We start from the raw sequence: 14,103 nt of genomic DNA, 5'->3' as shown, positions 1-14,103 counted from the left end.
CGGAATACGGGCGGCCGGTGTCACCCGGCCGCCTCAATGCGTCGTTACGCCGACCGGTCGAGGGCGCGCAGCGACCGGTCCGTGATGGAACGGGCACCCCGGCCGATGGCGATCGTGCCGGACTGCACTAGTTCCTTGATGCCGTACGGCTCGAGCATCTTCAGCATGGCGGACAGCTTCTCGCTGCTGCCGGTGGCCTCGATCGTGACGGCCTCCGGGGAGACGTCGACGGTCTTGGCGCGGAACAGCTGGACGATCTCGACGATCTGGGAGCGCGTCTCGTTGTCGGCGCGCACCTTCACGAGGACGAGTTCGCGCTGAACGGCCTGCGACGGCTCCAGCTCGACGATCTTCAGCACGTTGACGAGCTTGTTGAGCTGCTTGGTCACCTGCTCGAGCGGCAGGTCCTCGACGCCCACGACGATGGTGATGCGGGAGATGTCGGGGTGCTCGGTGACACCGACCGCGAGCGAGTCGATGTTGAAGCCGCGGCGGGAGAACAGGGCGGCGATCCGGGCCAGGATGCCCGGGGTGTTCTCCACCAGGACGGAGAGCGTGTGCTTGGACATGGTCTGGTTGTGTCTCTCTCGCTCAGTCGTCTTCGTTGTCGCCGAAGTCGGGGCGGACGTCCCGGGCGGCCATGATCGTGTCGTTCGAGGTGCCTGCGGCGACCATCGGCCACACCATCGCGTCCTCGTGGACGATGAAGTCGATGACGACGGGGCGGTCGTTGATGGAGTTCGCCTCTTCGATGACCTTGTCGAGGTCGGCGGGGTCCTCGCAGCGGATCGCGTAGCAGCCCATGGCCTCCGACAGCTTCACGAAGTCGGGGACGCGGGTGCCGGCGCTCGGCTGCTTGCCGTCGGCCTCGGGGCCGGAGTGCAGCACGGTGTTGGAGTAGCGCTGGTTGTAGAAGAGGGTCTGCCACTGGCGGACCATCCCGAGGGCGCCGTTGTTGATGATGGCGACCTTGATCGGGATGTTGTTCAGGGCGCAGGTGGTGAGTTCCTGGTTGGTCATCTGGAAGCAGCCGTCGCCGTCGATCGCCCAGACCGTCTGGTCCGGCGCTCCGGCCTTGGCGCCCATCGCAGCCGGGACCGCGTAGCCCATCGTTCCGGCGCCGCCCGAGTTCAGCCAGGTCGCGGGCTTCTCGTACTCGATGTAGTGCGCGGCCCACATCTGGTGCTGGCCCACGCCCGCGGCGAAGATCGTGCCCTGAGGTGCGAGCTGTCCGATGCGCTGGATGACCTGCTGCGGCGACAGCTGGCCGTTCTCCGGGTGCTCGTAGCCCAGCGGGTAGGTCTCACGCCAGCGGTTCAGGTCCTTCCACCAGGCGGTGTAGTCGCCCTGGTGGCCCTCGCTGTGCTCCTTCTGGACGGCCTGGATCAGGTCGGCGAGGACCTCGCGCGCGTCCCCGACGATCGGCACGTCCGCGGCGCGGTTCTTGCCGATCTCGGCCGGGTCGATGTCGGCGTGGACGATCTTGGCATACGGGGCGAAGCTGTCCAGCTTGCCGGTGACGCGGTCGTCGAAGCGGGCTCCGAGGGCGACGATCAGGTCGGCCTTCTGCAGCGCGGTGACGGCGGTGACCGCACCGTGCATGCCCGGCATTCCCACGTGCAGCGGGTGGCTGTCGGGGAATGCGCCGAGCGCCATCAGGGTGGTGGTGACGGGCGCTCCGGTGAGCTCGGCGAGAACCTTGAGCTCGGCGGTGGCGTGTGCCTTGATGACACCGCCGCCGACGTAGAGGACGGGCCGCTTCGCGGAGGTGATCAGCTTGGCGGCCTCGCGGATCTGCTTGGCGTGCGGCTTGGTCACCGGGCGGTAGCCGGGCAGGTCCATGACCGGCGGCCAGGAGAAGGTCGTCTGCGCCTGCAGCGCGTCCTTCGCGATGTCGACCAGGACCGGGCCCGGGCGGCCGGTGGAGGCGATGTGGAAGGCCTGCGCGATGACCCGCGGGATGTCCTCGGCCTTGGTGACCAGGAAGTTGTGCTTGGTGATCGGCATGGTGATGCCGACGATGTCCGCCTCCTGGAAGGCGTCCGTGCCGATCGCCTTGGACGCGACCTGGCCGGTGATCGCCACGAGCGGCACCGAGTCCATGTGCGCGTCGGCGATCGGGGTCACCAGGTTGGTGGCGCCGGGGCCGGAGGTGGCCATGCAGACACCGACCTTGCCGGTGGCCTGCGCGTAACCCGTCGCCGCGTGACCGGCCCCCTGCTCGTGGCGGACCAGGACGTGGCGCACCCGGGTGGAGTCCATCATCGGGTCGTACGCGGGAAGGATCGCACCGCCGGGAATGCCGAATACCGTGTCGGCCCCGACCTCCTCGAGAGAGCGGATGAGGGACTTCGCACCCGTGACGTGCTCGGGTGCGGACTGCTGTCCTCCGGATCGGGGCCGCGGCTGCGGATGGGCCCCGGTGGCCTGCTCGGTCATCGTCAGTCTCTTCTCGATGCTGAGGGTTTTTGCGAGGTTTGTGCGGTGTTCAAGCGCTGCACGCCAGGTGCCTGTGCAACAAAAAACCCCTCGTGCCGTAAGGCAAGCGAGGGGAGCGCGCCGGGTGTGGTCGCTGGGAGTTCCGGGTCGGTCCGGACATCACCAGCTCAGCCGACGCGCTTTCCAAGTACGAGAATTCGGGTGCGCATGGCACAGACCCTCCCCCCGGCACGCACCACGTGTCAAGTGGGTGGGACGGGAGTCTCATTATGTGAGCGGAGGGCACTTCCGCCTCCCAGAACAGCGGGCACACCACTTGTGTACACCCCTGAACCACCTCCCGCGAACGCAGGCTCGATCGGCCCGTGCGGCACCGGATAGTGGCCGGAAGCCAGCGCCCTGCGCACCCGGTACTCGTCCAGCGGACCGGAGAACGCCATGCCCTGCCCGTGCGTGCACCCCATCGCGCGCAGCGCCACGACCTGTTCGGGCAGGTCCACGCCGTCGGCCACGGACTGCAGCCCGAGGTCGTTCGCGATCCGCAGCAGCCCACTGGTGATCTTGTGCAGCCGTGCGGACTCGACGACGCCCTCGACCAGGCTGCGGTCGAGCTTCAGCACGTCGACGGGGAGTCTGCGCAGCGCCGTGATCGCCGCGTAGCCGCTGCCGAAGCCGTCCAGGGCGATCCGGACGCCGAGTCTGCGCAGGGCGCCCAGGCGACGCTCCAGTTCGTCCAGGGAGACCCGGGGGTCCGTGTCGGACAGCTCGATCACCAGGGATCCGGACGGCAGTCCGTGCCGGGTCAGCAGGGCCTCGATCGAGCCGAGCGGCATCGAACGGTCGAGCAGTCGCCGGGCGCTCATCGGGACCGCCACGGGCACGGACAGCCCCGTGCCGGTGCGCTCGGCGGCCTGCTCCACGGCCTCCTCCAGCATCCAGCGGCCGAGCTCGGCGGTCTTGTCACTGTCCTCGGCGACCCGCAGGAACTCGGCAGGGGTGAACAGCACCCCCTGCGAGGACCGCCAGCGCGCCTGCGCCTCCACCGATGCGATCCGGCCGTCCTCCAGACAGACCACGGGCTGGTGCAGCAGCGCGAACTCGCCGTCGTGCAGTGCGGCACGCAGCCGCGTGGCCAGTTCCGCCTTGCGTACGACGTCCTGCTGCATCTGCGGGGCGTACAGCTCGACGCGGCCCTTGCCGGCCGCCTTGGCGCGGTACATGGCGAGGTCGGCGTTGCGCAGCAGCTCGCCCGCGCCGAGGCCGGGCTCGGCGAAGGCGACGCCGATGGAGGCCGCCACCCGGACATCGTTGCCGTCGATGAGGTACGGCTGCGAGAGCGTGATCCTGAGGCGGTCGGCGAGCTCCAGGATGTGCCGTTCGCGCGCGGAGCGGTCCCGGGTGCCGTCCCCCGCGATCAGGGCCGCGAACTCGTCGCCGCCGAGCCGGGAGGCGGTGTCCCCGTGCCGTACCGCGTCCTGGAGTCTGCGGGCGGCCTGGACGAGCAGTTCGTCCCCGGCCTGGTGCCCGATCGTGTCGTTGACGGCCTTGAAGCCGTCGAGGTCGATGAAGAGGACGGCCGTCCCGCGCAGGGACACCCGGTCGGCTGCCCGGCGGCCGGACAGGGCCTGCTGGACGCGCTTGGTGAACAGGGCGCGGTTGGGCAGGTCGGTGAGCGGGTCGTGCTCGGCGTTGTGCTGCAGCTGGGCCTGCAGGCGCACCCTTTCGGTCACGTCCCGGCTGTTGAAGATGAGGCCGCCGTGGTGGCGGTTGACGGTGGACTCGACGTTGAGCCAGCCTCCCCCACCGCCGGACCTGAAGCGGCATTCGATGCGCGTAGTGGGTTCCTCGAGCGGGCTGGCGGCGAGGAAGCGGCGCACCTCGTGCACCACGCAGCCCAGGTCCTCCGGGTGGATGAGACTGGCCAGTTCCGTGCCCACCAGGTCCTCGGCGGGCCGGCCGTAGACCCCGGCGGCGGCCGGGGAGACGTAGCGGAGGATGCCGTTGGGTGCGGCGATCATGATGACGTCGCTGGAGCCCTGCACCAGGGAGCGGAAGTGGTTCTCCTTCTGTGCCAGTTCCTGGGTGAGGGTGATGTTGTCGAGCAGCATGATGCCCTGGCGCACCACGAGGGCGAGCACGACCGTGCCGCCGGTGAGGAGCACCACGCGGTCGACCCGGTGGCCGTTCAGGACGGTGTAGAGGATCCCGAGGGTGCACACGGCTGCGGCGAGATAGGGCGTGAGGGCGGCCAGGGAGCCGGCGATGGGCCGGGCGGCCGGATACCGGCTGTGATCACCTCCCTGTGGTGCCGGGTGATGCTGGTGCGCGCCGCCCCGCTGGCCCGGCACGTGTTCGTGCACCACGCGCGTGTGCCCGTCGAGGTCGCACCGGTCGGCCTCGGGCTGCTGCCCCTGCCGGGGCGCGACCCAGGGGGCGTACGCGAGGAGCAGGGAGCCGGCGAACCAGCCCGCGTCGAGCAACTGGCCCGAGTGGTAGCTGTTGTGCAGCAGCGGCGAGGTGAACAGGGCGTCGCACATCACCGTCAGCGCCAGCGCGCCGATGGCGGTGTTGACCGCGGTGCGGTTCACCGCGGAGCGCCTGAAGTGCAGTGCGAGCACCATGCTGACCAGGGCGATGTCCAGCAGGGGGTAGGCGAGGGACAGCGCGGTGTGCGCGACGCTCGGCCCGTCGAACTTGGCCGCCTGGGCGAGCGCGAGGCTCCACGACAGCGTGAGCAGCGAGCCGCCGATCAGCCAGGCGTCGAGCGCGAGGCACACCCAGCCGGCCTTTGTCACCGGCCGCTTGGCGAGCACCAGGAGCCCCACGATCGCGGGCGGCGCGAAGCACAGGAAGAACAGGTCGGCATAGCTGGGAGTGGGCACCTGCTCCCCCAGGACGACCTCGTACCACCCCCAGACCGCGTTGCCCAGGGCGGCCATGGCCGAGGAGAGGGCGAACAGCAGCCAGGCGGGTCGAAAGCGGACACGGCGGCTACGGGCGTACAGGAACAGCGACACGGCGGCGGTGCCGGCCGCGGCGCTCAGCCCGAAGTCACCCATGATCAACGAGAGTTCGTCCGAGCCCCAGCCGAACGCGGAACCGACGGCGTATCCCGCGCAGACCAGGGCCAGAACGAGTTGGCGGACCAGGCCGGGTCCGCGGCCGGCGGCCGGCGGACGGGGCAGCAGCGTCCCAGGCGAAGGCTGTACCCGCAGCGCTCCGTCGAGGGTGGTCGCGGGAGGCATGGGCGAGCTCACCGGGCCCACCCGGTCCGCGTCGCTCCCGGATTCCGCGACTCCTGGTTCGCTGGGTGCGCATGCCCCCGGCGGCTGTGCCTGCGGTGGTGATGGCTGTGACGGCAGCCGTGACTGCCGTGGTGACCGCGTCTGCGCGCGGCCGTACGCCAGGGTCGCCTCCGGCGGCCCCGTCGCGTCGGATCGCTCGCCCATAGGCCGTGCATCGCCCGTCGCCCCCCTCACAGTCTGAATTTCCATCCCCGGCGCCGAACGGTGCGGCGCAGCCCCTGCTCGGGACGATACACCAGTCTCGTCACTCAGGGACATAGTTCCTCTACGCTCCGTGACGACCAGCGGGAATGTGAGCACGGACCGCGTCCACAAGGTTGCGGAGGGTACCGGAATCGGACTACACGCCCGTTACGCCCGTCGCGCGGGGCGCGCACGGGACGCTCAAGTCGTCGGGGTCACGCGCCGGTTGCGCCTGTCGTAAGGATCACGTTGCGCAGCGGCTCCCGGTTCACGAACCGGGTCAACTGGTCCACCAGCAGTCGCTTGGCGCGGGGCAGGAACGCGGACGTGGGGCCGCCGACATGGGGGCTGATGAGGACGCCGGGCGCACGCCACAGGGGGTGTTCGCGGGGCAGCGGCTCCGGGTCCGTGACGTCGAGGGCTGCGGTGATGCGGCCGGTCTCCACCTCGGCGAGCAGGGCCTTCGAGTCGACGACGGGGCCGCGGGAGACGTTCACGAGGAGTGCGCCGTCCTTCATGCGCGCGAGGAATTCGGCGCCGGCCAGGCCGCGGGTGGCCTCGGTGAGGGGCGTGACGAGGACGACGACGTCCGCTTCGGGGAGCAGGGCGGGCAGATCGGTGAGCGGATGCACCGGACCGCGCGCCGTGGTGCGCTCAGAGCGCGCGACGCGCGCCACCCGCGCCACCTCGAACGGCACGAGCCGGTCCTCGATGGCGGATCCGATCGACCCGTAACCGATGATGAGGACGTTCTTGTCGGCCAGCGCGGGCCGGAAACCGCCGAGCCACTCCCCTCGGCCCTGGGCGCGCACGAAGTCGGGGACGCCGCGCAGCGAAGCGAGGATCAGCGTGAGCGCGAGCTCGGCGGTGCTCGCCTCGTGCACCCCGCGCGCGTTGCACACCTGCACGCCGGGACGCAGGTGCTTCAGCCCCGGCTCCAGGCTGTCGATGCCGGCCGACAGGGTCTGTACGACCTGCACGCCGCTCAACACGGGCAGGGGACGTACGCCCACCTCACCGGGCTTCATATAGGGAACGACGTAGTAGACGCAGTCGGCAGGGTCCGCGGGGAAGTCGTCGGCGCCGTCCCAGAAACGGTAGTTGGGGCCTTCGGGAAGCCCCTCGATGGTGTCTGGCGGGATGGAAAGCCACACGTCAGCAGTCATGTCAGGAGGCTATGTCAGGGACATGGGAGTGCAGAGGTTAGGTTGGGGGGCCAGGAGAGGGAGGGTCACGAGCAGGTGGAGCGCAGGACGATCGGCGCGGGGGCACTCGCGGTGGGGGCCGTCGGACTCGGGTGCATGCCGATGAGCTGGGCGTACAGCGGGTCGCGGCAGCGGGGCGACGCGTCGCTCAGGGCGGTGCACCGGGCGCTGGACGCGGGCTCGAACCTCCTCGACACGGCCGACATGTATGGCCCGTTCACCAACGAGCTGCTGGTGGGGCGGGCGTTGAAGGAGCGCCGGCAGGACGCCTTCGTGTCGACGAAGGTCGGCCTGCTGGTGGGCGAGCAGCACATCGTGGCCAACGGCCGCCCCGGCTATGTGAAGCGTGCCTGCGACGCGTCGCTGAGGCGCCTGCAGACGGACGTCATCGATCTCTACCAGCTGCACCGCGAGGATCCCGAGGTCCCGGTCGAGGAGACCTGGGGCGCGATGGCTGAGCTCGTCCAGGCCGGAAAGGTACGGGCGTTGGGGCTGTGCGCGATGGGCGCCCGCGGCGGTCGGCGCTCCGGCGGCCGACTGCACGACGCGACGATCAAGCAACTCCAGCGGGTGCAGCAGGTGTTCCCGGTGAGCGCGGTGGAGGCCGAGCTGTCGGTGTGGTCGCCGGAGGCACTGGAGTCGCTGCTGCCATGGTGCGAGGCGCGTGACGTCGGCTTCCTGGCCGCGATGCCGCTCGGGAACGGCTACCTGACCGGAACGCTCACCCCGGGCCAGGGCTTCGAACCGGACGACGTGCGCGCCCGCCACCCCCGTTTCACCGCGGAGATGATGGCCGCGAACCAGCCGATCGTGGCCGGCCTGCGCCGGATCGCGGCCCGGCACGGCGACGAGGTCACGCCCGCCCAGATCGCCCTGGCCTGGGTGCTGGCACAGGGACGGCACGTGATCCCGGTCCCGGGCACCAAGCAGGAGCGCTGGGCAAGGGAGAACGCCGCCTCCGCAGCACTCCGGCTGACCCCGGAGGACCTCGCCGAAGTGGCGGGACTGCCGGGTGCGCGGGGATCCTGGGACTGAAGCCGGCGGTTCCCGCGGAGACGACAGCCGGAACCAGACGACAACTGGACCCAGCCCGTCGCACGGGATCCAGCAAGACATCACGCCCCACCACGACAACCAAGTCACCCCCGCCCAGGCCACACTGGCCTGGGGGCCGGCGCAAGCGCAGCACACTGCCGGCCGCGCGGGGATCCTGGGACTGAGGCTGGCGGTCATGGGACCGAAAGCGGGCGGCTGGTCGCGGCGGCGGAGATTCGGGATCCGTCGACCGGGAACCTGCGAGACGCGAGCGGTGTAAGACAAGTAGAACCTGCTGCTGGACCGCCGCCGAAGGGACCAAGATCGTGCTACGACGAGCTGTGCCGGCCATGCTGGCCTCGACCGCGCTCCTGCTGACGGCCGGCTGTTCCTCCAGCGGTGGGGGCGGAGGGGGCGGTGACAGTACGGGGCCGGGGAGCACTGCCTCGCATGCGTCCCCGTCCCAGCAGGCGGCAGAAAAGGCCCCGCCCGCCAAGGGTTCCGTCAAGGTGCTGCGCACGGTCACCACGGGCCTGAACACTCCGTGGGGCCTCGCCCGGCTGCCCGGCGGAGGCCTGCTCGTCTCCTCCCGGGACGAGGGGACGATCACGAAGGTCGACGAGAAGACGGGCAGGAAGACCGAGCTGGGCAAGGTGTCCGGGGTCTCCCCCGCCGGAGAGGGCGGCCTCCTCGGCATCGCGCTCTCCCCGGACTATGCCGCGGACCACATGATCTACGCGTACTTCACCTCGGCCTCGGACAACCGCATCGTCCGTCTGCTGTACGACGCGAAGAAGCCGGCCGGCGAACAGCTGGGCGCGCCGGACACGATCTTCAAGGGCATCCCCAAGGGCTATATCCACAACGGCGGCCGGATCGCCTTCGGCCCGGACAGGATGCTGTACGCGGGCACGGGCGAGAGCGGAAACCGGGGCCTGGCCCAGGACGAGAAGTCCCTGGGCGGCAAGATCCTCCGTCTCACCCCGGAGGGCGACCCGGCTCCCGGCAACCCCTTTCCGGACTCCCCCGTCTACACCTACGGTCACCGCAACGTTCAGGGCCTGGCCTGGGACCCCGAACAGCGCCTGTTCGCCTCGGAGTTCGGCCAGGACACCTGGGACGAACTGAACGCGATCAAGCCGGGCGACAGCTACGGCTGGCCGGACGCCGAGGGCAGGTCGTCCGACCCCAAGTACCACAACCCGATAGCCCAGTGGCACACGGACGACGCCTCCCCCAGCGGCATCGCCTACGCCGAGGGTTCGATCTGGATGGCGGGCCTGAAGGGCCGGCGCCTGTGGCGCATACCCCTGAACGGCACGGCGACCTCGGCAGATCCACAGCCCTTCCTGCAGGGCGAGTACGGCCGCCTGCGCACCGTTGTCTCGGCCGGCGGCGACAAGCTGTGGCTGACGACGAGCAACACGGACGGGCGAGGAGACCCGAAGTCCGGCGATGACCGAATACTCGAGCTGCAGGTCGGCTGAGGAATCACTCCTCGGCAGCGTCTGTTTCGTCCTCGTGCCGAGGCGGCCGTACGACGACCTTCCCGGACTCGAGGTCTATCGGCCCGCGTCCGGGGTCGTTGTCGCCGACGTCCTCGCGGGTCAGCTCCAGCCTCTTCTTCTCGTCGCGGGTGTGTTTGCGGCCGGGTGCGAAGAGTTCCTCGAAGACGTTGAACATCGCTTTCCCTTCAGCTGCTCCGTCATCCGGCGATCAGCCGGTCGCCGTCCCCCGGCGGGAAGAGTCCCCGTCGATGCGCCACCGCCGCCGCCTCTCCTCTTCCTGAGACGCCGAGCTTGCCCAGAATGTTCGACACATGGACGCTGGCGGTCTTCGGGGAGATGAAGAGTTCCTCGGCGATCTGGCGGTTGGTGCGACCGGCGGCGACCAGGCGCAGGACGTCGCGTTCCCGCCCGGTGAGCCCGAGCGCCTCCGCAGGGTCGGCGGGCCGCCGGTCCGGGACGCGCTTCAGGGCGAGACGGGCCCGCTGGGCGAGCAGGGCGACGGCGTCGGCGAGGGGTCGCGCGCCGAGGTGGTCGGCCACGGCGTGGGCCAGGCGCAGCAGTTCGGTGGCGCGGTCGCGCTCGTCGTCGCCGCCCGAGGCGAGCAGAGCCGCGGCCAGCCGGTGGCGGACACGGGCCAGGTCGTAGGGGCGGTCAAGGGCTTCGAAGGCGGTGACCACGTCCGACCAGGTGTCGGTGGTGTCGCAGCCCTCGGCGCGGGCGAGTTCGGCGCGGACCCACTGCTCGTGGGCGAGCCAGATGGGGGTGTCGGTGGTGGTCTTCTTGACGGCCGCGCGGAGCCGTTCGAGGGCGTCGGCGCGGCCCGGTGCCGCCGCGGGCAGGGTCTGCGCGTCGGCCTCGGCGGTGGCGGCGGCGAGCAGCAGGGGCCAGCCGTAGCGCTGGGTGCCGGGCGGTATGTCGGAGACCAGGGCGCGGGCGAGTTCGGCCCGGGCGTCGAGGAGGCGGCCCTCGCCGGCGGCCACGCCGATCTCGATGCGGGAGAGGAGCAGGGTGTGCTGAGGCATGGGATCGTGCGTGCCCAAGTAGCCGCGGGCGGCTGCGAGTTGACGCGCGGCCTCGGGCAGGTCGCCGCGGCCGAGGGCGACGTGCGCGAGGCAGCTGGCGCCGCCGCCCCGGGGCTTGGCGCCGTGTCCCACGCGCAGGGCGCCGGTCGCCGCGTCGGCGGCCTCGTCCCAGCGGCCCAGGGAGTAGAGCGCCTCGGAGAGGTTGGCCCACACCCAGGCCTCGGAGTCCAGCTGGCCGAACTTCCTGGTGTGGACGAGGCCTTCCTGGAGGAGGGGAACGGCTTCCCGGGTGCGGCCGACCGCGTCCAGTTCGGAGGCGAGATTGATGTAGGCGCGACCGGCGACGTACGCGACGCCCTCCTCCAGGGCCCGGTCCTTGACCTCGTGCATCTCGGCGAGGCCCGCCTCGACGGAGCCCGCGTCGACCATGAGGCCGCCGTAGGTGAGGCGGGCGTTGAGCTCGATCTCGCGGGCGCCGACCATGCGCGCGTACTCGACGGCGCGCTCGGCGGACGAGAGGGCGTCGGGGCCGGGTTCGTGGAGCATCGACCAGTTGGCGGCGGTGGAGAGCACCTCGGCGTGGACCTCGGAGGGCGGCAGGCCGCGGACAAGCTCCTGGGCGGTGCCGAGTTCCTGCCAGCCGTCGCCCCGGGCCAGGGCCTGCACGAGACGGGAGCGCTGGACCCAGAACCAGGCGGCGCGCAGCGGGTCGCCCTCGTCCTCCAGCAGATGCAGGGCGCGCTTGGTGATCTTCAGGGCGCGTTCGCGTTCACCGGACAGCCGGCCGGCGACCGCGGCCTCGGCCATCAGGTCCATATAGCGCAGGGGTGTGGTGGCCGGGTCGCAGCCGCAGGGCGGGTAGACCTCGGTGTAGTCGATGGGGCGCAGCCGGCCCCGTACGTCCTCGGGGGCGGTGTCCCACAGCTCCATCGCCCGTTCCAGGAGCCGCAGTTGCTCGCTGTAGGCGTGGCGGCAGCGGGCCTCGACGGAGGCGTCCAGGACGGCGGGGAGGGCCTTGGCCGCACTGTGGGCGTGGTACCAGTAGCTGGCCAGGCGCATGACGCGCTGGTCGGCGGGGACGAGCGCCGGGTCGGCCTCCAGGGCCTCGGCATAGCGGCGGTTGAGGCGGGAGCGCTCGCCGGGCAGCAGGTCGTCGCTGACGGCCTCGCGGACCAGGGAGTGGCGGAAGCGGTAGCCGTCACCGTCAGGCGTGGCCAGCAGGATGTTGGCGTTCACGGCGGCCCGCAGCGCCTCGATGAGATCGTCCTCGGAGAGCCCGGCGACGGCGGCGAGCAGCCGGTACTCGACGGTGGAGCCGCCCTCGGCGACGATCCGGGCGACCCGCTGGGCCATCTCGGGCAGGCCCTCGACACGGACCAGAAGCAGGTCGCGGAGGGAGTCGGTGAGGCCGGTACCGCAGCCCTCGCTGGCGCAGACGGCGAGTTCCTCGACGAAGAAGGCGTTGCCGTCGGAGCGTTCGAAGATGTCGTCGACCTGGGTGGAGTCCGGTTCGGCGGCGAGGATGCCGGCGATCTGGCGGCCGACCTCCTCCCGGTTGAAGCGGCCGAGTTCGACACGGCGGACGGTGCGCAGCCGGTCGAGTTCCGCGAGCAGGGGGCGCAGCGGGTGACGGCGGTGGATGTCGTCGGCGCGGTAGGTGGCGAGGACGACCAGGCGGCCGGTGCGCAGGGTGCGGAAGAGATAGGCGAGGAGGTGGCGGGTGGAGGCGTCGGCCCAGTGGAGGTCTTCAAGGGCGACGACGACGGTCCGGTCGGCGGCGACGCGCTCCAGGACGCGGGCGGTGAGTTCGAAGAGGCGGGCCATGCCCTCCTCGTCGTGCCGTCCTCCGGAGGCTTCGCCCAGTTCGGGCAGGAGCCGGGTGAGCTCCTCCTCCTGGCCGGCGGCCGCGGCGGCGAGCTGCTCGGGCAGTTCGCGGCGCAGGGCGCGCAGCGCGGTGGAGAAGGGGGCGAAGGGCAGCCCGTCGGCGCCGATCTCGACACAGCCGCCGAGCGCGACGACGGCGCCCTCACGACAGGCCGCGGTGGCGAACTCCTCGACCAGCCGGGTCTTGCCGACCCCGGCCTCCCCGCCGATCAGCAGGGCCTGCGGCTCGCCCGCGGCGGCACGGGCGAGCGCATCCTTCAATATCTCCAGCTCTTCGGCGCGACCTACGAACACGGGACTGACGGACCTGGTCTCCACGAGCCCGAGCATCGCACGGGTGTCCGGCGACGCGGCACCGGTTTTCACCGAGCCGGTGTGGTGCACGTTGTCCGGCTTCGGTGTTGCCGTCTGCTGGGGGCTGCCGCCCCCAGACTCCCGCTTCGGCCCCGAAGGGGTCTCGTCCTCGAACGCCGGCCGGGCTGAGATTTCGCGGCCGCCCTCCCGGACGAGTCCCGCGCTCACGCCGCGCGGGCGGAGCGGAGCCGGCGAAGACGCGGACTATGGCTTTCGTCCTCGGCGGCATGGCGGGCGGCCTCGTGGCGGGCGGCGCGGCGGCTGCGGACGACCTCGCGGGCCAGCCGCTCCTGCTCGGCCTGGCGGATCCGTTCGGCGGAGCGGAGCTGGGAGATCTCGTACTCGTACATGGTGTGTCCCTTGTGAGAGGCGGTTTTCGGCTTCGCTTGCTGCGATGCCTCAACCTTCGTCTCCAAGGGGGGTACGCCACATCGGGAGAGTTCCGCATCTTCGGGCCCGCCGGGGGCCTTAGATGTGCGTGAGGGGCCTCAGGAGCTCCGTAAGGTGCTTACGGATGCCCTAAGACCCCTCAGGACCTGCGGTGACTCAGCTCGCGGAGGGCAGCCCGAGCAGTACGTCGGTGTACTTGAGGACGGCCAGGAGCAGGCCGATGACGCCGAGCGTCACACCGCCCCAGGCGACCGACTTGATCCAGACCGCCTGCGGCCTGCCGGGGGCGCCGAACGCGGGCCGGGCGAGCACCACGACGCCGACGACCAGCGCGAGCAGCGCGAAGATGCCGCCCCACAGCGCGGTGGCCTGCCAGGCGTCGCCGTAGCCCTCCTTGAGGAGCTTGGCGACGCCGGAGGCCGACGAGGTCTGTGCGTGCATCTGGCCGATGAGCGACTGGCGCGCGGACGCCACGGTCCCGACCCAGCTACCGGACAGCGAGACGAAGCCGAGCGCGGCGGAGACGACGGCACCCGCGCCCTGCCCGACGCCGGAGGGCTCCTCGCCCTCGGCCTCGACAAGGTCGGCCTCGGCGGTCGCCTCCTCAGGGGTCTCCTCGGCTGCGGTGGCGTCCACCGTCTCCTCGTCGGGCTTCACTTCGGTGGCCTCGGTCGTGCCGGCCTGGTCATCAGTCTTGGTGGTTCCCATACCTCGCACCGTACGGACGCTGTCTGAGAGGTCTCTTAATGATCGCCAGGCGATCGTGGAGGCCTCTTCT

10 protein-coding genes are annotated in these 14,103 nt (G+C 71.0%); 2 read left to right on the top strand and 8 right to left on the bottom strand.

Going from position 1 to position 14,103, the window contains the following annotated elements:
- Positions 1-44: 44 nt before the first annotated feature.
- The 4 genes from ilvN to EDD92_RS32750 form a co-directional block, all read right to left on the bottom strand.
- A complete protein-coding gene (gene ilvN / locus EDD92_RS32765) occupies positions 45-569 on the bottom strand; it encodes an acetolactate synthase small subunit (protein ID WP_030942875.1) in 525 nt (174 codons plus the stop codon).
- Positions 570-591: 22 nt separating this feature from the next.
- The gene (locus EDD92_RS32760; protein ID WP_185124464.1) at positions 592-2,445 is read right to left on the bottom strand and encodes an acetolactate synthase large subunit; all 1,854 of its coding nucleotides are present in this window, start codon (positions 2,443-2,445) and stop codon (positions 592-594) included.
- 236 nt (positions 2,446-2,681) lie between these two features.
- The gene (locus EDD92_RS32755) at positions 2,682-5,684 is read right to left on the bottom strand and encodes a bifunctional diguanylate cyclase/phosphodiesterase (protein ID WP_399184546.1); all 3,003 of its coding nucleotides are present in this window, start codon (positions 5,682-5,684) and stop codon (positions 2,682-2,684) included.
- A gap of 458 nt (positions 5,685-6,142) precedes the next feature.
- Positions 6,143-7,093, bottom strand: a complete 951-nt coding sequence (locus tag EDD92_RS32750; protein WP_123967654.1) for a 2-hydroxyacid dehydrogenase — start codon at positions 7,091-7,093, stop codon at positions 6,143-6,145.
- Positions 7,094-7,168: 75 nt separating this feature from the next.
- Between EDD92_RS32750 and EDD92_RS32745 the strand changes: the two genes are divergently transcribed.
- Both EDD92_RS32745 and EDD92_RS32740 read left to right on the top strand, forming a co-directional pair.
- Positions 7,169-8,167, top strand: coding sequence for an aldo/keto reductase (locus EDD92_RS32745; RefSeq protein WP_123967653.1), 999 nt, complete (start codon positions 7,169-7,171; stop codon positions 8,165-8,167).
- A 341-nt stretch (positions 8,168-8,508) separates the two neighbouring features.
- Complete coding sequence (locus EDD92_RS32740; protein WP_260327353.1) at positions 8,509-9,654, top strand: sorbosone dehydrogenase family protein; 1,146 nt, start codon at positions 8,509-8,511, stop codon at positions 9,652-9,654.
- Positions 9,655-9,658: 4 nt separating this feature from the next.
- Here the strand turns inward: EDD92_RS32740 and EDD92_RS32735 are convergent, their stop codons facing one another.
- The 4 genes from EDD92_RS32735 to EDD92_RS32720 all read right to left on the bottom strand — a co-directional run bounded on the left by EDD92_RS32735 (position 9,659) and on the right by EDD92_RS32720 (position 14,033).
- Complete coding sequence (locus tag EDD92_RS32735; protein ID WP_030942858.1) at positions 9,659-9,850, bottom strand: DUF6191 domain-containing protein; 192 nt, start codon at positions 9,848-9,850, stop codon at positions 9,659-9,661.
- A 22-nt stretch (positions 9,851-9,872) separates the two neighbouring features.
- Positions 9,873-12,911 (bottom strand): helix-turn-helix transcriptional regulator, encoded by a 3,039-nt coding sequence (locus tag EDD92_RS32730; protein ID WP_123970657.1) that lies wholly within the window; start codon positions 12,909-12,911, stop codon positions 9,873-9,875.
- Between the two features lie 188 nt (positions 12,912-13,099).
- Positions 13,100-13,285, bottom strand: a complete 186-nt coding sequence (locus EDD92_RS32725; RefSeq protein WP_123967652.1) for a hypothetical protein — start codon at positions 13,283-13,285, stop codon at positions 13,100-13,102.
- A gap of 196 nt (positions 13,286-13,481) precedes the next feature.
- Positions 13,482-14,033: a hypothetical protein gene (locus tag EDD92_RS32720; protein ID WP_123967651.1), complete on the bottom strand. Its 552-nt coding sequence runs from the start codon at positions 14,031-14,033 to the stop codon at positions 13,482-13,484.
- Between the last annotated feature and the right edge of the window lie 70 nt (positions 14,034-14,103).

The sequence above is a fragment of the Streptomyces sp. TLI_185 genome, assembly GCF_003814765.1.
Taxonomy (GTDB): Bacteria; Actinomycetota; Actinomycetes; order Streptomycetales; family Streptomycetaceae; genus Streptomyces.
Note: the sequence above shows the minus strand (reverse complement) of the source record. Positions and strands in the feature narration are given on the sequence as shown.